We start from the raw sequence: 25,995 nt of genomic DNA on the forward strand, positions 1-25,995 counted from the left end.
CCCGTGTCGAGGGCGGTTTGCCCTCATGTGTCGGTGCGATGCGCCGAGAGTGTGTTGGCATGCGCACGCTGAAGGTGATTCTCCTGGCGCTCCTTACGTGGGCGTGCTCGGCCGGGGGCTTCGCAGCCCAGGATGAGCTCGACGCCGCAGACGAGGCGGGAACCGGCACGCTCTTCCGCCTGGTCACCGCGGACCGGCCGAACGAGGGAATCGCGGGCCGCCTCTTCTGGCGGTCCGTCCCCGCCTACGTTGCCGCCGAGACCTGCCCCGTCCGCCTCCAGCTTGGTGGGGACGATGTGATCGCGCCCCGCGAAGCCCCCGACGAGGCGGGCGTGGGAATGCGGACCACGTATCCCACTCAGGGACGGCGGGAGGTGCGGGAGGGCGAGCACGTCCTCAGCCCCGGCAACATCCCCCTGTGGATGAAGAACGGGAGGCTCAGCTCCCCTCATCCCGCCATCCAGATCGCCAACGGCGAGGTCCGCATCCGGTGCGCGTGCGTGCGATTGGACGCGGTGGATGCGGGCGGGTCTCCTGTGCCGATTGCGGTCTCGCTGCGTTGGGGGCAACTCCCCCTGCTACGCCAGGAGGCGCGGTTCAACCCGCTGGCCATCTGGCTCCCCGTCGGGGTGAAGTACAACTCCAGCCTGGGAGACTTCACGGTCACGCCCGAGGGCAGGGTGGAGGCGGGGGCACTTGCCGAGGGGGTCGCTGTCGTCGGCAATGGCCTGCGCCTGACGCTCAGGGACACGCCGAAGGCCGCTGCCCAGCCGAGAGCGCCCGAAGGCAAGCTCTGGCTCGTCCCGCACCGACAACGAAGCGTCTTCGCCGACACGGAGGAGCCGGTCTTCGCCATCATCGTGTCGAGAGGGTTCCCCGGCGGGGAAGCCGTGGTGTCCTGCATCCCGGCGACGCCGGCCAACGCGCGAACGCTCCCTCTGGGCAAGGTGCCGCTGCCCGCGGTGGAACGCGCGGAGTTCGATTCGCGCGAGGTGCGGGTGCGGATGAGCGCCCTGCCGCCCGGTGATTACCGGCTGTGGGCGGAGGCGGGGGCCGCCAAGAGCGAGGCAATCTCACTCGCCATTGTCGCCTGGCCGTCGTCCCGACGCAGCCCCTTCTTCGTCCACACGATGAGCGGTTGCACGGGCTGCTGGCCGACGACGGACGAGGGGCTGGAGGTTCTGCGCCATGCGGGCGTCGAGATGGCCTCGTGCACGGGTCACACCAGCATTCTCGACACGAGAATGCCTCGCATAGACCCCGAGGCGCTGAAGCAGGTCGCCGGCCCGGCTGAACTCGCCATGCGCCAGGCGCCGAACGACGTGCTCCTCGAGCGAATGCTGCGCCACCAGATCGGCCTCATTGACCTCACGCCGCTGCGCGGGCCGGGCCTCTACCTCGAGACACTCTCCTATCACCACAGCTACAAGCCGTCAGTAGACCGCATGGTCCGCCACATGCAAGTCTTCACGCAGCAGACCGCCGACTACCCGTCCTTCCTCGGCGTCAACTACAGTTGGTTCCCCGCGCTGTTCGGCTACGCCGAGGGCGGCGTGCCGTGCGATGCGCACGTGGCCGACCGCAATCGCGCCCTCGCCGAGAACGTGGCCAAGGCGGGTTTCCGTAACCCGACCCGCGAGGAGCGGAAGTGGTACCAGGAGAACAAGTTCAGCGACGACCCCGCCGCGCGCGAGAAGGCGCGGAAGATCATGCGGGAGGCCGTGGACTACTGGCATGCCCAGTACCGTCTCGGTTTCGGCGTCCACAACAGGCTCTACAACGAGGCCGTGCGCCAGGCGAGGCCGGGCACCGTCTGCACGCTCTTCGAGAACGCCGGGCACGACGCAGGCAAGCCCACCCGCTACCTCTTCGGCGACATGAGCGCCTCGTGCTACGAGACCTACACCGACTTCGGCAACTGGCCGATGTCGGCCGGCTTCACCACCGACTGGGCGAAGGGGAACTTCCCCGGCCAGCCGGTCTGGGTCACCACCTGCTGGGGCACGTCGTCGGAGGGGAAGATGAAGGACCTCTTCCACGCCTTCGGGCGCGGCCTCGACGGCGGCGGGGTGCCGATGCAGGCCGAGTTCGGCCTCGAGGAGTTGGCCCGACGCGGCACCGGCATGGCCTTCTGCTCCCTCTACGGCGCCATCGCGGCCCGTGCGAAGCCCGACGCGCGCTTCGCCATCCTGGCCACCGACGCCGAGCAGGCATTTGGCGACCGCACGTACTACGCCTATCACGCCCTCTACTGCCACCTCACCCGTCTCGGCTGCGCGCCCGTCATCTTGGCCGAGCAGGACGTGCTGAAGGCCGGCATTCCGGCCACCACGAAGGTGCTCCTCGTCGTGCGCCAGCAGCAGCCCTGGCTGCCCGAGACCCTCGAGGCTATCCAGGCGTTCCAGAAGCGGGGGGGCAAGGTCGTGATGACGGGCGATTGCCTCGCCAAGGTGCCCGATGCCATCGTCATCCCCAAGGCGATCAAGCACATCTGGGAGATGCAGGGCTTCGGGGCCAAGAGCCACGCTGCCCTCTGGGAGGAGTTCGATGCCAACTGGCGCCAGCCGCTCGCCGACGCCCTCGCCAGTGCAGGCGTCACGCCCCTGGCCACGACGGACCCCGACCGAGCGATTGTGGTGACCCTTGACGCCGTGCCGATGCGCTATGTGGTGGTGATTGCCGACAGCAAGGGCAAGCACTCCGACTTTTTCGAGCCGACCGAGAGGCTACCGGTCTCGCTGGAGGGAACGGGCTGGATTGTGCGAGACCTGGTGAAGCAGGTCACCCTGTCCGCCTCGGAGAAGGGCGGGCGAACCGAGGTGCTGGTTGACCTCCTCACCGAGCCGACGACGGTTCTGGCCTTGTGCCGACCGGTTCCCACGGCGGTGCGGCTCCAGGCGCGCGGGACGCCACGCCTTGGCTCCTCTCTCGCCTTCTCATGCGAGGTGCTTGCTGGGAAGGAGGGGCCTCCCCTTGGCCCCATCCCTGTTCGCTACACGATTTCCGACCCCAGCGGCAAGCTCCGCGAAACCCTTCACCGCGCAGCAGGCGACGAGGCGGCCTTCAGCCTCCCCGCGCTGGATGCCCCAGGAGCTTGGAAGCTCTCTGCCCAGGAACTCATCACCGGCCTCACCGCCAGCCTTGACCTCCCTGTGGCCGGCGCCGCAGGCCCCCCGCCCGCCAGCCCGGTCCCCGACGTCCATCTTGTCCATCCTGACCATCTCCGCTTCTTCCTCGCCCGCCAGGAGCCCAAGTGGGTCATCGTGGAGCCGAATCAGGCCGCGTTGCTCCCCATTGCGAACAAGCTGGCCGATGCCCTCAAGGCCAGGCTGTGGCAGGTGAGGCCCGAGGAGTTCGACACGATCCCTGTCCGCTGGTATCCGCGGCCCGAGGATGCCGCGCGGCTCCAGGAGATCGCGGCGGGGCGGCTCATCGGGTACCGCCAGAGTCTGGAGCCCTACATCAACAAGAAGACGAGGTCGCACGAGCCCGAGCGCGGCGGCTACGCGGAGATCGAGCCGCCGTGGACGGTGGGGGCCGACTGCATCGTCTTCTCGGGCGGCATGCTGGCTGAGAGCCTCCGAGCCGTGACTCCGTGGATGGAGACGCCCAATGTGCCGGGGAAGGGGCAGGGGAGGCTCGTCGTTTGCTTCAGTCCCTTCATGGCCGACCGGCAGGTCGTAGCGGTCGTGGGCAACGACGTCGAGGGCATCCAGCGGGCCGCCGCTCGCTTGGCTGGCGTCTTCCCCGCCAGGGACGAACCGCCAGCCGCGCAGAGGCCTGTTCCCGATGGCGGGAAGCTGGCGGCCACCGGCACCGAGGCAAGGCCCGTGCCCCAGCCCTATCGCAACTTCACCCCCATCCGCCGCTTTCGGCGCCTCCTTGCCACGCCAGGGGGCAAGGCCGTTGCTGTGCTCAGCGGCAAGAAGGATACGCTGGCGTTCGTGGATGAGGCGGGCAGAGTGACGGGGACCGCGGCCATCGAGGCGCGAATGCTGCCGCAACTGCGGATCGACTCGCAGGGCCGGTTGTGGGACCTGGATCTCAAGGTCACGGCCACCCACCCCGGCTGGCACTACCCGACGGCTCACGATATCATCCTCCGCTGCATCGGCACGGACGGCACGCTGGCCGCGACCGTGACCGCCTACTCGGGGGATACGGAACGTCTGCCGCCCGACTACCAGGGCGGCTTCGCTGTCGCGCCGGACGGCGTCTTGGCGGCCTTTGGCAGGCCCGCGGGGATGCTCGTGGGCAAGCTGGGCGAGACGGCGTGGCCGCGCTACGACGACGTGCCCCACGTGCGGTTCCGCCACGAGATTCGCACGCCGCGTTTCCCCGTCGGCGCCACCTTCTCGCCCGACAGCCGCTACCTGTTCCTCACGATGGACACGCGGCCCCGCTTCGGCGGCATGGGCTACCCCGCCTTCACGCCCACGTCGTGCGAGGCAATCCTGCTGGAGGCGGCCACGGGCAAGGTCGTCTGGCGCCTCCGCGAGGACCAGCCCCGCCGGTCGCCCTACGCGGCCCTGACGGGATTCGCCGCTGTGGCGAAGGACGGTGTGGCGACTGCTCTGTCGGATTTCGACAGCGGGGTCTTCGTTGTGGACAAGGCGGGCAAGCTGGTCGTCCGCGACGAGGTCGTCATCGAGGGCACGAAGGACGATGGGCGGGGCCGCGTGGGGCCGCGCGACGGGGTCGGCACGTGGATTTCGGAGGATGGCGCCACCGCGGCCTTTGGCTTCAGGCACCTGCTGGTCATCGCGCACGGAGGGCAGGTCAAGCGCGTCCCGGTTCCCGGCCTGACCTCGGGTGGCGTGGCCCCCGATGGCTCATTCATCGTGGTTGGCGTTGCCAAGGGCGAGGTCAGAGCGTTCGGCCCCGACGGAGCCGAGAAGTGGACCACGCCGGTCGGCGGCGTCGCGCCCCTCGTGGCCGCAACGCATGTCGGCACGCTCGTGGGCGCCAGCGACGGCCCGCTTCTTCTTCTCGACGCGAAGGGCAGGGAGGCGCGGCGCACCAATGTAGCCGAAGCCGCCGACCGCGAGAAGCATGAGATACGGGCCGAAGCCCGCACGACGGACTACCCGGCGCCGTGGAGCTATCGCGGGCCGGGCACGCTTGCTCTCGCCAAGGAGCGCCTGAACGCGAAGCAGACCGCCGCCTGGAAGCCCCAGGGCGAGGGACGCAGGGAATGCGGCCTCCGCTTCTACCCAGTCACCACAGCCATCGAGCTTGCCTCCTCGTCGCAAGGCAGAGAGCAGTTCCTGCACCTCGTCTACCGCCGCCCCGAGGGCAGCAAGAAGCTCACGGTGGTCACCGAAGGCAAGGACGGGCGCGAGGAGTTCCTTCTCGATCTTCCGACGCCAGAGTACCGCGAGGTGGATATTCCCTTCCGTGGCCCGGGCGGAAAGGTGATCGTCGCGTCCGATGGGCCGCTTGAGGTCGCTGACTGCTCGCTGTGGAGCTTCCGCTGGCCGAGCGCCAATGTGGCCTACGTGAGGCCCGCGAACAGCTCGGGCGCCGAGATCGTGAAGGAAGTGGGAGAGGACCTGGGCGGCGCCCTGACCGAGCTGGAGGGCGACGGCGCTGCGCCGGGGGCCGCGAAGGATTGCGCCATCTGGTGGTTCAACACCGACCCCGACTCGGTGGCCGGCCCCTGGCTGAAGCCGATCGTGGACCCGCTGGAGGCGGTGGACGGCAAACGCTTCGGCGGCGGCAAGATGAAGCCGTGGGCGAGCGCCCAGGGCGTCTTCGCCCCCTACCGCGGCTCGTGGCTCACAGTGGACCTCAAGACGCCCACGAAGCTGAGGCTCGTGGCGACCTATGACCGCGTGACCAAGCAGTCCGAGGTTGCCACCAGTCTCGCCGTGTTCTCGGGGTTCGACCCCAAGGACTCCACGAGCGGCGTCGTGCTTGCAGGCGTGGTGGGCAACGACCAGTTCTGGCGACTCCTGCCCCTGGCGGGCGACCCTGTGCAGTTGCTAGGCGTCCACGCCTACGTCGCCGACAGCGCCCCGAGCGGCTTGAGCGAGGTCGAGGCCTACAAGTGAGGCGTTCGGGCAGGCCGGCGTTGTTGCGTGGGCGGTGCCTCCTCCGACCCGATGGATGTGACAGGAGCGAGCAATGAAGGTGCTGGTGACCGGCGCCAGCGGCAGGCTGGGGCGGTTCGTGATCTCCGAGCTCGAGGCCGCGGGCCACGAGCTCGTGCTCATGTCGCGCACGCGGCCCGACGCCGCCGACCGGTGGCCCTGGGTGCAGGGTGACCTGGCGGTTTTCGGCGACTGCATGAGAGCAACAGAGGGTGGCATCGAGGCCATCCAACACCTGGGCGCCCAGCCTTGGCCTACAGACCACCCCACCGCTGGGCGTAAGCAGGCCGAGGAGAAAGGCATCCCCTTTGACCAGACCATTCGTGCCAATATCCTTGGCACCTATTACCTGCTCCAGGCGGCGGTCGCGCGCCGGATCGGCGTGTTCGTGATGACCGGCAGCAACTGCGCCCTCGGCCACGGCTACCGCATTTCGGCCCGGGAGTTCCCCTTCCAATACCTGCCGGTGGACGAGGCCCACCCTTCGGACGTTGAGGATAGCTACTCCTACAGCAAGCTCGCCGGCGAGGAACTCCTCCGCTCGTACACCCGCGCCTATGGCATGCGGACTTACGCCTTGCGCGCCTGCGGCATCTGCCCGCCGGAACGCCGCGCCGACATGGCCCGATGGGCGGGACCCGCGAAGAGCTGGAACCCGTGGCTGTGGGCCTGGGTCGGCAGCGAGGACGTGGCGTCGGCCCACCGCCTGCTGATGGAGGCCGCGGCCGAGATCGAACCCCACGGCTTCTACTTCTGTAACAGCGACGACACGAGCGCGGTGGAACCCTCCCGCGACCTTATTGAGCGCTTCAAGCCGCAGCTCATGCCGCTGGTGCGGGACCTCCCCGCCCATTCGAGCCTGTTGTCGAACGAGCGCCTCAAGCGCGCGGTGGGCTGGAGGGCCCGCACCTCGTGGCGCGACATCCCGAAGCCATCCTGAAACAGCCTGGGGGCGAGAACCATGACCAGTGCTATCGGAATGGGAGTGGTGGGCGCCGGCGCCATCGGTATTCGGGGCGCCTTGATGCATCTCTCGCTGCCGGACGTCCGTGACCGCGTCCGGCTTGCCGCCGTGTGCGACCCGGTGCCGGGGCGCGCCAAGGCGGCCGCAGAACGCTACGGCGTCGCGGCTGCCTACGAGACGCTGGAGGCACTGCTCGCCGACCCGCACGTGGATGCCGTGACGCTGTGCTCGCCGATTGGCCTCCACTACGAGCAGGGGGTGGCGGCCATCGAAGCCGGCAAGCACGTGCACTTCAACAAGACGATGGCGACCACGGTCGCGGAGTGCGACGATCTGATCGCACGCGCGCAGCGGCGCAGCGTGAAGCTCGTCGCATCGCCTGGCATGATGCTGATGCCCTACAACCGGCGGATCCGCCGCCGGATACTCGACGGCGCTATCGGCCAGGTCATCTGGGCCATCTGCGGCGCTGCGCCCGGGAACTACCACCTCAACGAGGAGTTCCGCCAGTGGGACGACGTGCTCACCCAGGTGGACCCCACGTGGTACTTCCGGAAGCCCGGCGGCGGGCCGCAATACGACGTCACCGTCTACTGCCTCCACAATCTGACCGGCATCCTTGGGCCGGCGAGACGGGTCGCCGCCTTCTCGGGGCTCGCGCTTCCGCACCGCGAGTTCCGCGGCCAACCCTTGCGGTGCGACATGGACGACTCGACATTCCTGCTCCTGGATTTCGGCCACGCGCTGTTTGCGGTGGCCTACGGCACCGTGCACGGGTCGGTCACCAAGGGCTTCCACCCGAACATCTACGGCACGGCGGGCTCCGTCGTGGGCGCCGAGCTCAATGGCGAGTCGCAACAGCTTCCGGGCGACCACCAGCCCCACGTGACCGGCGAGCATGCGAAGATGCGCGAGTCGCATGTCTTCGAGGACCTCATGCAGCTCGTGGACTGGGTTCGAGACGGCACGCCGACGATTGCGAGCGCCGAGCACGCGCGCCACGTGATAGACATCATCGAGGCAGGCTACCGCGCGGCGGCGACGGGCCGCGCACAGGAACTGCGCACGTCCTTCGAACCGCTCACGCGGGACGCGTGCTCGCTCGAGCCCCCGTCGGGCGGACATTGACACGCTGCGCCAGCGACCGGCAGGATGCTGCCAGCCGCGTGGACCTGGGAAGGAGGCTGCCCGTGCTTGAGAAGGTGGACCTCTCGCGCAAAGTGTCGAAGGCCGCCTACAAGAAGGCCAAGGACGGCCTCGACCTGCGCCTGGCCGCTCTTCAGCGGAAAGCCAGGGACCTGCGTATCCCCGTCATCATCGTCTTCGAGGGCTGGGGCGCAGCGGGCAAAGGCACGCTCATCAATGAACTGATCCTGCCCCTCGACCCGCGTGGGTTCAACGTCTACAGCACACTCTCGCCGACGGAGGATGAGGCCCTGAGGCCCTTCCTGTGGCGGTTCTGGAATCGCCTGCCGGCGCGGGGCCGCTTCGCCATCTTCGACCGAAGCTGGTATCGCCGTGTGCGCGCCGACCGCCTGGCGGGCCTTGTCAAGGGAGCGGCCCTGGCGCAGTCGTTCGAGGACATCGTTTCGTTCGAGCGTCTCCTGGCCGACGACGGGCATGTGATCCTCAAGTTCTTCCTGCACATCTCCAAGGACGAGCAGAAGCGCCGCTTCAGGAAGCTCGAGGCGGACCCTAACACCGCCTGGCGCGTCACGAAGGCCGACTGGCGCGACCACAAGCGATATGACCAGCTCCTCGTCGCCGCGGAGGACATGCTGGCGGAGACCGACACCGACTTTGCCCCGTGGACCATCGTGGAGGCTCACCAGCAGCGGTTCGCCACGCTCAAGATCTTCACCACGGTTGTGCAAGCTCTCGAACGGCACGTGGCCCTCTGCGAGCGCACGGCAGATCAGCGCAAAGCGCCGGCCTCCCCTGAGCAGGCCACGCCAGACGCCCTGAAAGCATCGGTGCTGGACGGGGTGGACACCACCCTGACGCTCGGGCGGGAGACCTACCGCAAGCAGCTCAAGAGAAACCAGAAGCGCATCCGCGAACTCGAGCACGAAATCTACATGCGCCGCATCCCCGTTGTGCTCGTGTTCGAGGGCTGGGACGCCGCGGGCAAGGGCGGCTGCATTCGCCGCCTCACAGAGAATCTCGACCCTCGCGGCTACACAGTGGTGCCCATCTCGGCCCCCAACGACGTCGAGAAGGCCCACCACTACCTGTGGCGCTTCTGGACCCAGATGCCCAAGGCGGGGCACCTGGCCATCTTCGACCGCTCGTGGTACGGGCGCGTGATGGTCGAGCGGGTCGAGGGCTTCTGCTCGCAGGCCGAGTGGAAGCGCGCCTACCGCGAGATCAACGACATGGAGCACCACCTGGCCAACTTCGGCACGGTGCTCGTCAAGTTCTGGCTCCAGATCACCGCCGACGAGCAACTGCGCCGCTTCAAGGAGCGCCAGCGCATCGCCTACAAGCGCTGGAAGATCACCGACGAGGACTGGCGCAACCGCGAGAAGTGGGACCAGTACAAGGCCGCCGCCGAAGAGATGCTCTTCCGCACCAGCACCCCCTATGCCCCGTGGACGGTTGTGGAAGCCAACTGCAAGTGGTACGGCCGAATCAAGGTGCTCGACACCGCCATCGCGGCCATCGAGCAGCATCTGGGAGATGGACGGGCAGGCTCCTAAACCGCGGGGCGCCGCCTGCGCCGCAGCAGGCCCAGGCCGCCCAGGGCGAGGAGGGCAAGGGTGGCCGGCTCGGGCACGGTGCCGAGGAAGGCGAGGCCGGTGCCGGCGGCGCCGTTGAGGACGACGGTGGCGTTCCCTGTGAGGATGGCGCCGGCGACGGTGCCAGTCGGGCCGGTGAGGCCGGTGGCGTAGCCCCAGAGTTGGCTGTTGGCGAGGGCCACAAGGCCCTGCACGTTGTAGGCGTCGAGCAGGGCCGGGATGTCGGGGCTGGCGAGGTCGGTGCCGTTGAAGTAGCCGAGGGCGTGGATCAGCGCGATGTGCTGGGGGCTGAGGGCGGCGTTCCAGATGCCCAGGTCGTCGGCCAGGCCGGCCAGGAACCGCTGATCGGCGCTGTTGGCGTTGTCGGCGACCCAACGGAGCTCGGCGCCCACGGCGCGGAAGACGCTGGTGGTGATGGCGCCGGTGCAGGCGCCGCCGCTGACGGCGACGAGGAGGCCGTCGGCGTAGAGCTCGAGGAAGCCGTCGTCGCGGCGGCGGACGGCCAGGTGGTGCCAGGCGTTGTCGTTGACGAGGGGGCCGGCGTTCTGGATGGTTTGGAGGCCCTGGCCTGCGTCGTCGCGGATCTGCCCGAAGGGCCGGCCGTTCCACACGCCCAGCTCGACGAGGGGGTTGCCGCTGCCGCCCTGGGTGCGGAAGGACAGGAGCATGCCGTTGAGGTCGGTGGTGCGCACCCACCCTGCCATCGTGAGGCCGCGATAGGCGCCCGAGCCGAAGTTAATGTCCACCCCGTTGTCAATGAGGATGTAGTCGCTGGTGCCGTTGAGGGTGAGGGCGCCCGCGCCGATGCGGCCGGGGGCGTGGCGGGCGTCGGTGTTGGCGCCCACGTAGGCGGCGTGGAGGGCGTTGGCGGAGTCGGTGACGGTGGGGCTGGCGGCGTTGTCATCCATCGTGTAGTGCCGACGCAGCGGCGGCGGGAGCACGTGGGGGAAGTCGGCGGTGAGCAGGAAGTTGTCTACGAAGCCCTGGGTGTTGTTGTAGGAGCCGAAGCCGACGTAGGTGATGGTGGGGTTGGCGCCGAAGGCGACAGGGCCGCGGATGGAGACGTTGTTGACGAACCACTCGGCGGTCCAGGCGCCGCCCTGGGTGTCGAGGATGACTTTCATGTTGAGCCAGCCGACGATGTCGGGGTTGGGGTCGTGGCTGGCTCCGTTGGCGGTGGAAGGGCCGAGGAAGGTCTGGAACGCCGAGGTCGAGGAGTCCTGGTCGCGGTTGAGCATCCAGGCGACGGCCTGGTTGGCGCCGTCGTGGAAGGCGTTGTTGACGACGTTGCTGGCCGAGAAGCCGAGGGCGAACCAGTCGGTCGTCGCGCCAATATTCGGATTGACGTCCAGCGACAGGGTGTAACGGTTGCCAGGATAGGGGATGAAGGGGAGCCAGGCGTGGTTGCTGCCGTTGGAGGTCTTCGACCCGTCGGCGAACCACAGGGACCCGGCGGTCCAGGGCTGGCCGGTGAACGAAACGTCGGGCACGGTCCCGTTGAGGAGGGCAGGGGACGCGCCGCTGAAGTCGTCGGAGTAGAGGACCAAGGCGCTCGCAGAGTGGGCGCTCGCGAGGGCGGCGAGTGCGAGGAGGCACAGACGCTGAACGGCGCGCTTGCTCATCGTGGCTGGCCCCACTGACTGGCAGGAGTGTAGCAGGGGGTAGGCTGCCTGTCAAGGGGAATTCGGCTCATCAGGGCCTGGCGGTCCTGACGTGGCCGCCGTCGGGAAGCGTGGGGCGGGTGGGGCGGCCCGGCGAGGCCACCCCGTAACCCTATGTGCGGCGGAACCTTACGCTCGCCAGCCAGTCTCCATCCCATACTTGCTCATCGCGCAAGTGAGCAAGCATGGCCGGAGCCGCGAGAATCGCCAATCGTCGCCCATCTACCCATGCTGTATCACTTCCGCCCTCACAGGATTGATACAGCATGGGCAGGCTGCGCGCATCGGGCACTCGCCTCGGCCCTACCGAAGAACCATCAGGTCCGGAACAGCAGACATGCCCACACCCCGGACCAGGCCAGTCGAGGCCGGACCGCCAGACCGTGAAGAGACGGGGACTTGGCCTCAGGAGCGTTCAGGCCCGCCGCCGGCGGCGCAGGAGGCCCAGGCCGCCCAGGGCGAGGAGGGCGAGGCTGCCCGGCTCGGGGATGGCGGCTTCCTGGCTGGTGATGTTCAGGCCCACGGCGAAGGGGGAGAAGCTGGTGACGCCGCTGGTCATGGCGGTGTGCGCCTCGGTGTCCACGAACGTGGTGAGAGGCGCCCAGCTCAGGCCGTCGAAGTGGTAGATCAGGATGTCGGCCTCGTTGAGGCCGATGAAGGCGGCCAGGAAGTCGTCGTAGCGGAACACGAGGTCGGCGGTGGTTCCTTCGGGCAGGCCGCCGACAACCCCGATGTCCCAGATGCCCAGGATGGTGCCTGTGGTGCCGGCGGGCACGTCGCCGTGGTCGGGGGCGAGGAGGGCGATGGAGAAGGGCGGGGGCCCCTCCAGAAGCCCGTCGAGGAGGATGGCCAGCGAGTTCACAGGCGTGCCCATATCACCTTCGTCATAGAAGCGACCGGTTCCCCAGTGGACGGCGTAGCCGGTCTGTGTGGCCTCGGTGTAGGTGGGCAGGAGGAGCCTGCCGTGGTTCTGGGCGTACCAGCCGGCCTGCGTGCCGTCGCTCTGGAGGAGGGGGGTGCCGTCGAGGCCAGCCTGGCTCATGACCTGAGAGAAGCTGCGCAGGTCGAGGTCGCGGTCCTGGCCGTAGCCGTCGGCAATCACGCGGCCGTTGTTCCAGAGGAAGCCTGTGAGGCTGGGGGCGCCCCAGCCACGCACGGTGGCACTGTCGCCCCCTTCCCAGGGCATTGGGCGGAGGACAAGGCTCACGCCCACCTCGTTGCCCATCGGCTGAGGCGGGTCGGTCTCATTGAGGGTGCCGGTGCCGTTGGCGTCGCCGAGGAGCAGCGTGCCCGTGCCTGAGGTGCCCAGCCAGATGACCGCTTGCGCATCGGCCGGCATACGGGTGACGGTGAGGGTGCCGCCGGTCAAGGAATAGGAGCCCGTCGAGGGGTAGGCAATCACATAACTCTCGGGGAATGCCTCCACCTCCTCCAACCCGAAGCCGAGGAAGAGGCCCGGGAGATTGAATCCCGCAAGGAAGCTGCCCATGGGCGAGGAGTCGGACGTGATGAGATGTGTGCCCGCCGTGTGGCTGAAGGTGCCGTCGCCGCCGACGAGGCCGAGCGCCGTGGAGGGCGTCTGAAGCAGGGCGTCGGCGCCGCTGAGGGAGTAGGCGCCGGTGCCGCCGGTCTGGAGGCCGACGCCCAGGAAGCCGCCCTGGCCTTCGCTGAGGCTGGCGAGAACGGCGTGGGTGCCGCCGGTCTGGTCGAAGCGCCCGCTACCCGGCCCCGTGCCCAGCAAGTCAGCCACGCCCACCCATGTGATGGCAGTGGTGAGGGTGCCGGGGCCGAGGGTCATCTGGGCCTCGCCGCCGCGCCCGTTGGTCACGGCGAGCCCGAACGCCTCGGTCGTGCCGCCGGTCTGGCTGGCCGTGTCCTGAACGACGACGTAGAGCGCTTGGAGCCAGCCGCCCGTCTGGACGAGTGCGCCCGTGCCGTCGCTGCCCACAACGACGTTGTGCGTCACGGAGAGGCTGCCGCCCGGCAACAGGTTGAGGGTGCCGGACGAGGTCGCGTCGTTGCCGAGCGTCAGGTTGTCGGCCACCGCCCCGCCCGCCGCGATGTCCACGATGGCGGGGGTCAGGTAACCCGTATCGCCGATGAATGCGTCGTCGCTGTCCGTGGGGAGCACGCCGGTGTCCCAGTTGGCGGCGGTGAACCAGTCGGTGTCGCCGGGCACGGCGCCCGTGCGGTAGATCGGGGCCGCTGCCGCCAAGCAGGTCAGGAGCGGCAGGATGGCGAAGGCGGCAAGGAGGCGACGCACGGGCATGAAGTGACTGCGGAAGGTGGAACTCACAGAACCGGCCCTCGGACTGAAGCGGTGGAGGTCATGGAGCACGCGGTGTTTGAGGAGTATAGCGGCATGGCGGGGGGCTGTCAAGCAGGGGCTGGCATGGACAGGATGGACACGGATGGACTGGGAGGCAGGCGCGGGCGGGCGGCGGAGGCGCACTTGACGGCGCGGCGCCGAATTGCGATACTGGCGGCCATCCCAGGTGCCTTGCGGAAAGGAGCTGCCATGCGAAAGCCGAGACCGACGGTGGGCGATACGGGGTGGTTTCAGCAGGCGCGCTTCGGGTTGTTCATCCACTGGGGCCTCTACGCGCTGCCGGCCCGCCACGAGTGGGTGAAGCACAACGAGCAGATCCCTAACGAGGTGTACGACGCGAAGTACTTCGCACGCTTCGACCCCGACCTGTACGACCCCAAGGCCTGGGCCGCGGCGGCCGCGGGCGCGGGGATGAGGTACTTCGTGGTCACGACCAAGCACCACGAGGGCTTTTGCCTGTGGGACTCGAAGCTCACCGACTACAAGGCCACCAACACCCCGTGCGGGCGCGACCTGATCCGGCCGATGGCCGAGGCGTTCCGCGAGGCGGGCCTGCACGTGGGCTTCTACCACTCGCTGATTGACTGGCATCACCCCCACTACGTGCTGGACCCGCACATCGGGCCCTACCGCAACCACCCCGACCGCGCGAAGATGAACGAGGGCCGCGACCAGGCGAAGTACGCCAAATACCTCCACGGCCAGGTGAAGGAACTGCTCACCGGCTACGGCAAGGTGGACGTGATCTTCTACGACTTCAGCTATCCGCGGCCCGACGGCACAGGCAAGGGACGCAAGGACTGGGACTCCGAACGGCTGCTGAAGCTCACGCGCAGGCTCCAGCCGGGGATCATCGTGAACGACCGGCTGGACCTGGAGGACGTGCCCGGGGGCTGGGACATCAAGACGCCCGAGCAGTTCCTGCCGCGCGAGTGGGTGCGGGTGGGGGGCGAGCCGGTGGTGTGGGAGACGTGCCAGACCTTCAGCGGCTCCTGGGGCTACCACCGCGACGAGGCGACGTGGAAGAGCGTGCCGCAGCTCGTGCAGATGCTCATCGAGGTGGTGAGCCGCGGCGGCAATCTGCTGCTGAATGTGGGGCCGACGGGGCGGGGCGAGTTCGACGAGCGCGCCCTCGAGCGCCTGGCCGGCCTGGGCCAGTGGATGCGGCGCCACGGCCGCGCCATCTACGGCTGCACCGAGGCGCCCGACGAGTTTCCCACGCCGCAGGACTGCCGACTGACCTACAACCCCGAGACCAACCGCCTCTACGTGCACATCCTCGCCTGGCCCTTCCAGCACCTGCACCTGGACGGCTTTGCGGGGCGCGTGGAGTACGCCCAGTTGCTCAACGACGCGAGCGAGATCCGCTTCAGCGACCCGCCCGGCCACCTGAAGATGAGCGACGGGCGGGACCGCAAGACGCTCACGCTCACCCTGCCCGTCGTGAAACCCAACGTGACCGTGCCCGTGGTGGAGCTGTTCATGAAGTGAGGGCCGGGGAACCCTGGGTCCTATCGGTCCTATCCGTGCTGGGGAAGCGATGAGACGGCTAGCACAGACGGAGCAATCCAGAAGGAGGCAGCAATGCGCAACGTGTGCCGTGCCTTGGCATTGGTAGCGCTGGTCGCGGCCGGCTGCGCCGAGAAGGAGCATCGCCTGCGAGTGGGCTTCAGCCAGATCGGCGCCGAGAGCGCCTGGCGGACGGCCGAGACGAAGTCCATCCAGGAGGAGGCGAAGAAGCGCAACATCTCCCTCAAGTTCTCGGACGCGCAGCAGAAGCAGGAGAATCAGATCAAGGCCCTGCGCTCGTTCATCGCCCAGAAGGTCAAAGCCATCATCCTGGCACCCGTGGTGGAGACGGGCTGGGAGCCGGTGCTCGCCGAGGTGAAGGCGGCCGGCATCCCCGTGGTGCTGGTGGACCGCGGGATCAAGGTGAGCGACGACAGCCTGTACGCCACGCTGATCGCCTCCGACTTCGTGGAGGAAGGGCGCATGGCGGGCGAGTGGCTGGCGAAGAAGACGGGCGGCAAGTGCAACATCGTGCAACTCGAGGGCACGCCCGGCTCGGCGCCGGCCATTGACCGCAAGAGGGGCTTCGAGGAGGCCATCGCCAAGTTCCCGGAGATGAAGATCCTCAAGTCGCAGACGGGCGATTTCGACCGGGCCAAGGGCAAGGAACTGATGGAGGCCTTCATCAAGGCCGAGGGCAAGAACATCCAGGCCGTCTACGCCCACAACGACGACATGGCCATCGGCGCCATCCAGGCCCTCAAGGCCGCCGGCATGAAGCCCGGCACCGAGGTGATCGTGATCTCGATTGACGGCATCCACGACGCCTTCCAGGCGATGATAGACGGCGAGCTGAATGCCACGGTGGAATGCAACCCGCTGCTCGGCCCGGCCGCTTTCGACGCCGTCGAGAAGCTCCTCAAGGGCGAAACCCTCCCGAAGAAGACCGTGGTGAAAGACCGCCTGTTCGAGCAGGCCACAGCGGCCGAGGACATCAAGACGAGGCAGTACTGATTGCGGAATGCGGACAGCGGATTGCGGAGTAAAGAGCCAGAACACCTGATCCTGGACATGCGCGGGATCGTGAAGCGATTCCCCGGGGTGGTGGCGCTGGACGGTGTGGACTTCGCCGTGCGCCGGGGCGAAGTCCACGCGCTGATGGGCGAGAACGGGGCAGGCAAGTCCACCCTCATCAAGGTCCTCACGGGGGTCTACCCGCGCGACGCGGGCGCGGTGACGTTCGACGGGCGGCCCATCACGCCGCGCTCGCCGCTCGAGGCCCAACGGCTGGGCATCTCGACCATCTACCAGGAGGTGAACCTGATCCCGCACCTGTCGGTGGCCGAGAACATCTACCTCGGCCGCCAGCCCGGGCGGGCGGCGTGGATTGACTGGGCCGCGATCTACCGCGAGGCCGAGAAGCTGCTGGCCCGCCTCGGGCTGCGGCTCGACGTGCGGCGCTCGCTGGCCTCGCACTCTGTGGCCCTCCAGCAGATGGTGGCGATCGCGCGGGCGGTGGACATTTCGGCGAAGCTGTTGATCATGGACGAGCCGACGTCGAGCCTCGACGAGGGGGAGGTGGCGCGGCTGTTTGCGACGATTCGCGCCCTGAAGGCCCAGGGCGTGAGCGTGGTGTTCATCACGCACTTCGTCGAGCAGGCCTTCGAGATCGCCGACCGCATGACCGTGCTGCGCAACGGGGCGCTCGTCGGCACGTTCGAGACCGCGAACCTCACGCGGCTGGCGCTGATCGGCCACATGCTGGGCAAGGACCCGACCGCCGTTGCCGCGATGGAGCGCTCCCGGGCTCCCGCGCGCGCCGAAAGCGGGGCGCGCCCTGTGCTGGAAGCCCGTGGGCTGGGCCGCCACGGCGCCATCGAGCCGTTCGACCTTGCGGTGGGTAAGGGCGAGGTGGTGGGGCTGGCGGGGCTGCTGGGCTCGGGCCGCAGCGAGGCCGCGCGCCTGCTCTTCGGGGCCGACCGGGCCACGACAGGCCAGGTGGCCGTGGACGGAAAGGCCGTCAGACTCCGCTCGCCGCGGGCGGCCGTGCGGCGCGGCATCGGCTTCTGCCCCGAGGACCGCAAGGCCGAAGGCATCCTGCCCGACCTCTCGGTGCGCGAGAACATCGTGCTGGCCGTGCAACGGCGGCTGGCGCGGGCGGGGGTGGTGTCGCGGGCGCGGCAGCTCGAGGTGGCCGAGAAGTTCATGCGGCTGCTGGGGATTGTCGCCTCCGGCCCCGAGCAGCCGGTGAAGACGCTGAGCGGGGGCAACCAGCAGAAGGTGATCCTCGCGCGCTGGCTGGCGATGGCGCCGCGGGTGCTGATCCTGGACGAGCCGACGCGCGGCATTGACGTGGGGGCCAAGGCCGAAGTCGAGCGGCTGGTCGAGGAGCTGTCGCGCGAGGGGATGGCCGTGGTCTTCATCTCGTCGGAGCTGGAGGAGGTGGTGCGGCGCAGCCACCGCGTAGCCGTGCTGCGCGAGCGCCGCAAGGTCGCCGAACTGGCGGGCGAGGCGGTGGACGAGCGCGCGATCATGCGCACGATCGCGGGGGGCGAGTCACATGGGTCCTAGGTGGCGGCATCACCCCAACCTGTGGCCCGCCGTGGCGCTCGCGGCGCTGCTGGCCTTCAACCTGCTGTTCACCAAGGGCTTTGGAGCCATCGAGGTGCGCGAGGGGCGGCTCTACGGCTCGCTGGTGGACATCCTGCATCGCGGCAGCGTCGTGATGCTGTTGAGCATCGGGATGACGCTGGTCATCGCGACGGCGGGCATTGACCTGTCGGTGGGTTCGGTGATGGCGATGGCGGGCACGGTGGCCGCACTGATGCTCACGAGCGCGCCGCCGCAGCCGGCGTGGGCCGCGATGGCGGCCGGCAGCGCAGTGGCGCTGGCCGCGGGACTGTGGAACGGCGTGCTCGTGGCGTTCCTGCGGCTTCAGCCGATTATCGCCACGCTCATCCTGCTCGTGGCCGGACGCGGCATTGCGCAACTGCTCAGCGACGGCCAGCGCATCCGCTTCAACCGCCCCGACTTCGAGTTCATCGGCACGGGGAGCTGGCTGGGCCTGCCGTTCACCGTATTCGTCGTGGCCGCCGCGCTGGTGGCCACCCTGGCCGTGACCCGGAAGACGACAGCAGGGCTGACCATCGAGGCGGTGGGCAACAACGAGCGCGCCAGCCGCCTGTGCGGCATCCGCCCCTGGCTCGTGAAGTTGCTGGTCTACGGCTTCAGCGGCCTGTGCGCCGGAGTCGCCGGTCTCCTCTACACTGCCGACATCCGTCAGGGCGACCCCCTGCGCTGCGGCGAATACGTGGAACTGGACGCCATCCTCGCGGTGGTGATCGGCGGCACGCCGTTCAGCGGCGGGCGGGCGAATGTCCCAGGCTCCATCCTGGGCGCGCTGTGCATGCAGACCCTCACGACGGCGATTCTCACGCGCGGCGTGCCCGTCGAGTACACGCTCGTGGTGAAGGCCCTCGTCGTCGTGGGGGTGTGCCTGCTGCAGTCCGAGCCGTTCCGGGCATCGCTGGCCCGGCTGGCGGGGCGGCGAGAGAGGAGGGCGTGATGGGCAGCGGACGGGACGGAAAAGATGGACATGATGGACATGGCGCCGCGCCGCGCGCCGGTGCCGCGGAAGGCCGTCCATTCCGTCCATTGAATCCATCCTGTCCACCCTGCCCGTCCTGTGCTGTGGGGCGCCGAGCGAGGCCCGCGTCATCATGAAGCTCCCATTCTCCCGCAAGCACGTCCCGCTGCTTTCCACAGTGGCCGTGTTCCTGCTGCTGTATGCGGTGTGCGCCGTGCGGTACCGCGGGGAGGGGTTTCTGTCGCTCCAGGTGTTTGTGAACTTCTTCGGCGACAACTCGTTCCTGGGCATCGTGGCCGTGGGGATGACGTTTGTGATCCTCTCGGGCGGCATAGACCTGTCGGTTGGCTCGGTGCTGGCACTGTCGAGCATTCTCATGGCGGTGTTGACGGAGAAGGCGGGCGTACCGCCCCTGGCGGCGATGGGGGCCGTGCTGGCGACGGGCGCGTGCCTCGGCCTGGCGATGGGCGGGGTGGTAAGGTTCTTTGGCCTCCCGCCCTTCATTGTCACGCTGGCCGGGATGTTCCTGGCGCGCGGACTGGGGTTCGTCCTACAGATCGAGTCGATCCCGATCACCAGCCCCTTCTACCGGGGCCTCACGAGCTGGGGCCTGGCGCTGCCGGGAGCTCGGGTGCCTGCGACGGCCCTGGTGTTTCTGGCCATCGTGGCGGGAGGTGTCTACCTCTCGACGCAAACGGTGTTCGGGCGCAACGTGTATGCCCTGGGCGGCAGCGAGGAGGCGGCCCTGCTGATGGGCGTGCCCGTTGGCCGCACCAAGGTGCTGGTCTATGGGCTGAGCGGCTTCTGCTCGGCCCTGGCCGGGATCGTCTACACGGTCTACGGGTCGAGCGGGGACCCGCGGGCCGCGCTGGGCATGGAGCTGGACGCCATCGCAGCCGTGGTGGTGGGCGGCACGCTGCTCACCGGAGGCGTGGGCTATGTGGCTGGCACGCTCATGGGTGTGCTGATCTTCGGCATCATTCAGACGGGCATCACCTTCGAGGGCACCTTGAGCTCGTGGTGGACGCGCGTGGCGATCGGCGCGCTGCTGCTCGTGTTCGTGCTGCTTCAGAAGCTCTTCGCTCGGCCGGGGGCGGGCGAGCCGGGCAGCGCGTGACGCGCGGGGGGTGGCTGCGTTGTTCGAAGTGGTCTCTCTCGTCCTGGTCTTCGCACTGATGATCTACCTGATTCGGCGCCGGGTGGACGTGAGCTACGCGCTCGTGGCCGGGGCAGTGGCGCTGGGTCTGCTGTTCGGGGTCGAGTGGGCGCGCTTCCCGCGCGGGCTGGGGCCGGCTCTGGCAGGCATCGCACGGGAACTCGGGCGGGCGGCGGTGGACCGCGAGACCCTCGAGCTGATGGGGCTCGTGCTGCTCATCCAGTTTCTCGGCCACGCGCTGAAGCACGCGGCACACTTGGACCGCCTGATGGCGGCTTTGAAGGCCCTGCTGCGGGACCGTCGGGCGGCGATGGCGGCGGCGCCGGCCTTCGTGGGGCTGTTGCCCATGCCTGGCGGGGCCCTCTTCTCGGCGCCAATGGTGGAGGAACTGACGAGGGACCTGGGTCTCGCGCCCGAGGACCGCACGCTGGTGAACTACTGGTTTCGCCATGTGTGGGAGTGGACGTGGCCGCTCTACCCCGGCATCCTGTTCGCCTCGGCCATCCTGGGCACCCCCCTGGGCACCACGATCCTGGCGGCCTCGCCGTTCACGCTGGGGGCCATTGCCATCGGCGCGGCGTTCCTGCTGCGCCGCGTGAAGGCGCCTGCGCATGGCCCTGGAGCGGGGTCGGCAGGGAACTGGCGCGAGCTGTTGGCGGCGGCGTGGCCCGTGGTGGCCACTGTGGCCGTCACGGCGGCGTTAGCCGTGGCCAACTTCCTCAAGCTGCCCGTCGGGCTGCCGACGCAGACGGCGCTCCTGGCGGCCCTGCTGGTGGTGAATCCACTGTTTCTCGTGTTGAACCGGGTGCCGTGGCCCGCCGTGTGCAGCCTGGCGCGGGCCACGTTCCAGCTGCCCATGGTGGTGCTGGTCTATGGTGTGCTGGCTTTCGGGCATCTGCTGGACGCCTACGGCGCGGCGGCCGACCTGCCGCGAATCTTCGCGGAGTGGGGGGTGCCGCCGCTGGCGCTGTTGTTCACGGTGCCGCTGGCGGTGGGGCTGCTCACGGGCTACATGCCGGCGGCGGTGGGCATTTGTTTCCCGGTGCTGGTGCCGCTGATCGTGGAGGGGGCGACCGTTCGCTACGGCCGCATGACCTTCGCCTACGCCGGCGGGCTGTTTGGCGTGCTCCTGTCGCCCGTGCACCTGTGCCTGGTGCTGAGCCGGGAGTACTTCAAGGCCGACTTCGGCCGGGTCTATCGCCGCCTCCTGCCGCTGATGGCCCTGCTGGCTCTGGTGGCGATTGGGACGCTGATCCTGTGGGAGGTGGTGGGGCTTCGGTAGCCTCATAGGCCGAGAGGCGCAGGTTGGAGTTGACGGTCTGGCGGCGGACGAGGCGGCCGCGGGAGGCCGGCGAGGCGCCGATACCGCCCAACGTGAGCGGGCCGCCCGCCGGGGCACGATGAGACCGCCAGACGATCGCAGGCCAGCCGTCAGGCCCGTCCTCCACCGAAGAGACATAGTTGGTGGCAAAGCAGCGTCCCGGCGGTTCGGAGCGCCGGAACCGCTGCCCGACCTCGGGCCCGCCCATCGTGACGAAGAGCCGCTGCGACCACTCGGCCGGGCTCTGGCCGAAGTAGTCCAGGGGCCCGCTCCGGAAGCGCTCGCGGTAATACTCGCCGAGGAACTCGGCGGCGAAGGCGTAGCCGGCGTCGGTGGGATGGGTGACCAGCGGCGGGGGCCCCTGCGTGAGGCCCAGGCTGCCGGAGCGGCAGGCGCTGAAGACGCGGTTCCTGCCCGTGGCAAGGTCCGGCCACGAGCCGATCTCCTCGGAGTAGCGGGGCGCGCCGGCGACCAAAGCATAGGCGGCCACCAGGAGCTTCACCGCCTGCGCGCAGCCTCGGGTGTAGTCGTCGGGCCCGGCCAGGCGGGACGCCAGTCGAGCGAAGTAGAGCTCGGAGTTCAGGCGGAGATCGGCCGGCCAGGGGCGTGAGCCGAGGCCCAGCGTGGCCCAGTCGTCGTGCTCGGCGACACCCTCGCGAAAGGCGAGAATCTGGCGCCAGCGCGGCCTCAACTCCTCCCAGAGCCCTGCGTGGAGGCCGGCGTACCAGCACCCCCTCAGGCACTCGGCGGCGGCCGCCTCGGCCTGCTCGAGGCCGCGGGTCTGCGCCAAGAGGCCGTCGGCCGCCCGCAGGCGGGACCCATCGGTGTCGCACGTGTACGAGGCATTCGCTGGGGAGAGCATGAGGCGCGAAAGAGCGTTGGATGCCCACCGGCCTGCCTCGCCGCCGTGGGCGACCCAGAAGGGGATCTTGGGCACGTCGTCGGAGAGTGCCCGGTAGTTCCTGCCCAGCGCGATCTGCGCGCCGGGCACCCCACGCGGAACATCCGCCACCGCCGTGAGGATGAAGCGCAACAGGCCGGAGATCGAGTAGGTGTAGCCCTCCGCGTCGGGCACGACATAGTAGGGGCCCAGGGATGTCTGGCAGCCTGTTGGCACGGGGTCAGTGGAGAAGCGCACGGAGAGGCCGGCGCGCTTGGCCAGCATCAGCAAGGGCGGCACGGGCGCGACGCGTCGCTTCGCCGAGCCCCACGGGCCGCCGAGCGAAAGGTAATCGAAACGCACGCGCACCTCGATCAGATCGCGCTCGGAGTCCACGCGGTACTCCTCGCTCACAGCGATGGGGAGCGCGCGCAGAAGGGGAACCCAGGAGCGGCACGCGTCCGCGACCCGGGCCATGGACTCCGCGCTGCTGTTCCAGGTGGAGGTCAACGATGGATCGGCGCGCCGGATGCCGAGCAGCGGCATCAACGCGGCCCGGAAGCCGGGCCGGCGGAACTCCAGTTCCAGGCAGTCGTCGAGCTTCCAACTCGCGGGGGGCCTGTCGAGGACGAGGAGGATCGGCACATCGAAGCTCGGGCACGGGGCGCCGTCTGCGAGGGTGACCTGCTTGAACTCCGGGGCCGCCCCGAACCAGAAGACCATCCACGGCTCCTCGAGATCTCTGGACTGCGGTTTGACGCGCGCCAACAGGTGCTGGGGGGCGCGGAGGCCCGCCTCGGGCAGCCCGCGGAAAAGCGTGAGCACACGGCCCTCTCCCTCGATGGCCAGGGCGGGCGACAGGGCACTCTCGATGAGGCGGAGAGCGCCGTCCGACCGGCCGAAGCGCCGGACCGCAACTGCCGGCGAGCAGGGGGCGGAGGGCTTCGCTGGATGGACGACGGCCTGGCAAATCGCGCGCGTGCTGTTGGTCTCGGCGACGAGGCGATGGACGCCGGGAGGCAGGCGCAACGCAAGCCTGGCTGCGCACGGCCGTTCGGCAGAGACCGCGTATCGGAAGGCGACGGCCGCACGGGCGAGGCCGGGCGAGGCGGGGTCGAAGGCGGAGAGCATGCCTGCGCCCTCCGCGGTTTCGGCGGCCAGCGAGCGGAGCGTCACCAGGAACTCCACCGGCGCGTCCGCGACGAGGTCGGCGCCGGGCGTGGCGAGCCGGAGGGTCAGGTGAAGCGGCCGGGGTGCAGTGGTGGTGATCGTGATGTCGTCAAAAAGGAGCGGCCCCTCGCCGCCTCGGACCAGGAGAGCCTGCAATGCCACTGGGCCGACGAGGCCGGCGATCGGGCCGTCGAGAAACTGCCAGCCGTCGAAATCTACGGGGCCGAGGGCGACGTCGGAAGTCTTTCCAGCCGCATCCACCACGCGAAGCCAGAGACGGTAGCCCCCGCGCTGGCCGTAGACCCAGACGCCGATGCGCTCAGGCTCCCCCGGGAGAGGCAGGGGCGGCTTGTCGCCTTGGCCGACGAAGGCGGTGCCGCACTGTGCCACAAGGGTGACCGACTCGCCGGGAGGCACATCCAGGCGGCAGGCCTGGCGGCCCGAGCGCACCTCGGCGGTCTCCACCTTCATGCGCGGATCGGCGCCTGGCGAGAACTGCACGGCAGCCCAGCTCTCGCCCCAGGCGAAGGCCTCGAAGTCCTCGACCACGAGCTGGCCGCGAAAGACCCCACCGGCTTGGGGTGCGGCAGCGAGGCTCAGGAGAACTGCCCATGCGTGAAGCGGGGTGTGTGTCATTCCGCCCCGGATTCTACTGCCCCGGCGCCGTGGCGTCAACCGCGACTCCGCCGCGCGCAAGGCATCTAGGCCTGGGGCGAGGTCACGGCGCCACATGGGTCGTGAGGAATGCCTGGAGGCTCTCAGCGAATGGCCGGCCCGAGAGGAAGAAGCCGTCGTTGTGGCCGCCGGCAAGCTCGATGAAGGCCTTCGGATCACCCGCCGACTCGAAGAGCTGGCGGCCGTGCGGGTACGGCACAATCTCATCTGCCGGGCTGTGCATCACGAGGATGGGACAGGCAGCCTGACGCACGTACTCCAGCGTGCTGTAGCGGAAGCGCGAGAGCAAACGGACGGGCAGCCACGGGTAGAGGCGCGCGGCGAGATCGGGCACCGAGGTGAAGGTGGACTGGAGGACGAGCACGCCGGGAGGATGCTCCCTGGCCAGCCAGGCGGCGATGGGGCCGCCGAGCGATTCGCCCCAGACGATGATCTGGCGCCGTGGGAGGCGGCGCTCGCCGGCGAGGTGGCGCCAGGCGGCATCGGCATCGAGATAGGTGCCCGCCTCGGTGGGCCGGCCCTCGCTGCGGCCATAGCCGCGGTAGTCGAAGAGCAACGTGCTCAGGCCCAGGCCGCGGAAGAAGGCGGCCACGTCCAGGCGATGCGAGATGTTGCCCGCGTTGCCGTGGCAGAAGAGCACAACGCCTGTCGGGTTCGGGGCGGGGATGAACCAAGCCGCGAGGCGAGTGCCATCGCTGGCCGTGAGTTGCGCCTCTTCGAACGGCAGTCCACGCGACGCGGGCGTTTCGGCCACCGCGCGCACGGGGAAGTAGACGAGATGCGATTGGAACACGAACATGAGGATCAGGATGGCGGCGTAGGCGGCCACAAGGGTTCCCGCAATCGCCCACAGCATGCGACGCCCTCGCGGAGTGAGCAGGGCCACGCACCCTATCCTCCGTGCCCGAACTGCCGCCGCACCTCCAGCATGGCGAAGTAGTTGTCGAGCGGCACGCCCTTGAAGATGCAGTTGCTGGTGGTGAAGAAGTATCCGCCCGTGGCTACGCCGCCGTGCTCGAGGCAGTAGCGGGCGCTCTCGACGATTTGCTCCTTGGTGCCGGCCTGGACGAGAGCGCAGTTGACGTTGCCCATCAGGGCCACACGATGGCCGTAGAGGCGGCGCACCTCGCGGATGTCTACCCCCGCCATCGGGTCGAGCGAGTGGATGGCGGCCGGCTCGCACTCGATGAGCTGGTCGAGGATGGGCATGATGTCGCCGTCGGTGTGCTTGACGGGATAGGCTCCGGCCTTGCGGAATTCGGCGATGTTGCGGGCGAGGAAGGGCGTGACGAAGCGGCGGAACATGGCGGGCGAGAGCCAGGGGCCGTCGTTGAAGCAGTAGTCGGCGCACATGAACACCACCTCGGCGCCTGCGCCGATGAGGCGCTTGCCCACCTCGGCGGCGTCGCGCGCCCAGCGATCGTGCTCGGCCAGCACGTCGTCGGGCTTGTCGGCCATCCGCCACGCCGCTTCCATCATGTTCGTGCCGTTCGGGATGCCCGCCGTGCCGTCCACGAAGGCCGAGAGCATGTAGCGGTCGCCCGCCAGTTGGCGCACGAGCTTGAACGACTCGATCTGGTCCTCCACGTCGAGCCAGTGCAGCCCCGTGAGGATGCAGTAGTCGAGGCGCTCGCACACATCGAGCCAATGCTCGACGTTCTCGTGGAGCAGCCGGTCGCGCTCCCGAGGCCCGACGACCCTGAGGTCGTCGCGGCGCAGGGCCTTGCGGCCGATCAACTCCTCGCTAAGCTGGAACTCCAGCTCGACGTGGGGCACCAGGCCCTCGGGCCTTCGGCGCTCGAAGGCGGCGATAGCCTGTTGGCGTGGCGTCATGGGCGGCTTCCTAGGCAAACAGGGTTTCCTCTCGATTACCAGATGCCGTGCGTTGAGTCAAGCGCCGTGGAAACCGAGCTT

At 69.0% G+C, this 25,995-nt stretch carries 15 protein-coding genes; 10 read left to right on the forward strand and 5 right to left on the reverse strand.

Annotation, left to right across the window (positions count from 1 at the left end; all coding sequences use genetic code 11):
* The first annotated feature begins 59 nt into the window (after window positions 1–59).
* From PLE19_14700 to pap, 4 genes are all read left to right on the forward strand, one after another.
* On the forward strand, window positions 60–6,053 hold the full coding sequence (locus PLE19_14700; protein ID HPD16200.1) for a hypothetical protein: 5,994 nt from the start codon (window positions 60–62) through the stop codon (window positions 6,051–6,053).
* Between the two features lie 73 nt (window positions 6,054–6,126).
* Window positions 6,127–7,032 carry an NAD(P)-dependent oxidoreductase gene (locus PLE19_14705; protein HPD16201.1) on the forward strand — a complete coding sequence of 302 codons (906 nt, stop codon included), beginning with the start codon at window positions 6,127–6,129 and terminating at the stop codon, window positions 7,030–7,032.
* 39 nt (window positions 7,033–7,071) lie between these two features.
* Window positions 7,072–8,184 carry a Gfo/Idh/MocA family oxidoreductase gene (locus PLE19_14710; protein HPD16202.1) on the forward strand — a complete coding sequence of 371 codons (1,113 nt, stop codon included), beginning with the start codon at window positions 7,072–7,074 and terminating at the stop codon, window positions 8,182–8,184.
* 62 nt (window positions 8,185–8,246) lie between these two features.
* Window positions 8,247–9,755 (forward strand): polyphosphate:AMP phosphotransferase, encoded by a 1,509-nt coding sequence (gene pap / locus PLE19_14715; GenBank protein HPD16203.1) that lies wholly within the window; start codon window positions 8,247–8,249, stop codon window positions 9,753–9,755.
* On the opposite strand, the gene PLE19_14720 is transcribed toward pap, so the two are convergent.
* Window positions 9,752–11,416 (reverse strand): PEP-CTERM sorting domain-containing protein, encoded by a 1,665-nt coding sequence (locus PLE19_14720; GenBank protein ID HPD16204.1) that lies wholly within the window; start codon window positions 11,414–11,416, stop codon window positions 9,752–9,754. The two genes, pap and PLE19_14720, sit on opposite strands and share 4 nt — an antisense overlap.
* A 454-nt stretch (window positions 11,417–11,870) precedes the next feature.
* Window positions 11,871–13,751 (reverse strand): PEP-CTERM sorting domain-containing protein, encoded by a 1,881-nt coding sequence (locus PLE19_14725; protein HPD16205.1) that lies wholly within the window; start codon window positions 13,749–13,751, stop codon window positions 11,871–11,873.
* A 222-nt stretch (window positions 13,752–13,973) separates the two neighbouring features.
* Between PLE19_14725 and PLE19_14730 the strand changes: the two genes are divergently transcribed.
* The 6 genes from PLE19_14730 to PLE19_14755 all read left to right on the forward strand — a co-directional run bounded on the left by PLE19_14730 (window position 13,974) and on the right by PLE19_14755 (window position 21,317).
* The gene (locus tag PLE19_14730; GenBank protein ID HPD16206.1) at window positions 13,974–15,275 is read left to right on the forward strand and encodes an alpha-L-fucosidase; all 1,302 of its coding nucleotides are present in this window, start codon (window positions 13,974–13,976) and stop codon (window positions 15,273–15,275) included.
* A gap of 93 nt (window positions 15,276–15,368) precedes the next feature.
* On the forward strand, window positions 15,369–16,307 hold the full coding sequence (locus PLE19_14735) for an ABC transporter substrate-binding protein (protein HPD16207.1): 939 nt from the start codon (window positions 15,369–15,371) through the stop codon (window positions 16,305–16,307).
* Between the two features lie 57 nt (window positions 16,308–16,364).
* Window positions 16,365–17,864, forward strand: coding sequence for a sugar ABC transporter ATP-binding protein (locus tag PLE19_14740; GenBank protein HPD16208.1), 1,500 nt, complete (start codon window positions 16,365–16,367; stop codon window positions 17,862–17,864).
* Entirely contained in the window at window positions 17,854–18,858 is a 1,005-nt protein-coding gene (locus PLE19_14745; protein HPD16209.1) for an ABC transporter permease, read from the forward strand. Before PLE19_14740 ends, PLE19_14745 begins: the two co-directional genes overlap by 11 nt.
* Before the next feature lie 154 nt (window positions 18,859–19,012).
* Window positions 19,013–19,996: a sugar ABC transporter permease YjfF gene (gene yjfF / locus PLE19_14750; protein HPD16210.1), complete on the forward strand. Its 984-nt coding sequence runs from the start codon at window positions 19,013–19,015 to the stop codon at window positions 19,994–19,996.
* A gap of 10 nt (window positions 19,997–20,006) precedes the next feature.
* The gene (locus tag PLE19_14755) at window positions 20,007–21,317 is read left to right on the forward strand and encodes a DUF401 family protein (protein HPD16211.1); all 1,311 of its coding nucleotides are present in this window, start codon (window positions 20,007–20,009) and stop codon (window positions 21,315–21,317) included.
* On the opposite strand, the gene PLE19_14760 is transcribed toward PLE19_14755, so the two are convergent.
* From PLE19_14760 to PLE19_14770, 3 genes are all read right to left on the reverse strand, one after another.
* Entirely contained in the window at window positions 21,208–24,042 is a 2,835-nt protein-coding gene (locus PLE19_14760; protein ID HPD16212.1) for a hypothetical protein, read from the reverse strand. The genes PLE19_14755 and PLE19_14760 overlap by 110 nt on opposite strands.
* Window positions 24,043–24,124: 82 nt before the next feature.
* Window positions 24,125–24,967 carry an alpha/beta fold hydrolase gene (locus tag PLE19_14765; protein ID HPD16213.1) on the reverse strand — a complete coding sequence of 281 codons (843 nt, stop codon included), beginning with the start codon at window positions 24,965–24,967 and terminating at the stop codon, window positions 24,125–24,127.
* 5 nt (window positions 24,968–24,972) lie between these two features.
* Window positions 24,973–25,914, reverse strand: a complete 942-nt coding sequence (locus tag PLE19_14770; protein HPD16214.1) for a uroporphyrinogen decarboxylase family protein — start codon at window positions 25,912–25,914, stop codon at window positions 24,973–24,975.
* Between the last annotated feature and the right edge of the window lie 81 nt (window positions 25,915–25,995).

It is taken from the genome of Planctomycetota bacterium, from assembly GCA_035384565.1.
Classification (GTDB): domain Bacteria; phylum Planctomycetota; class PUPC01; order DSUN01; family DSUN01; genus DAOOIT01.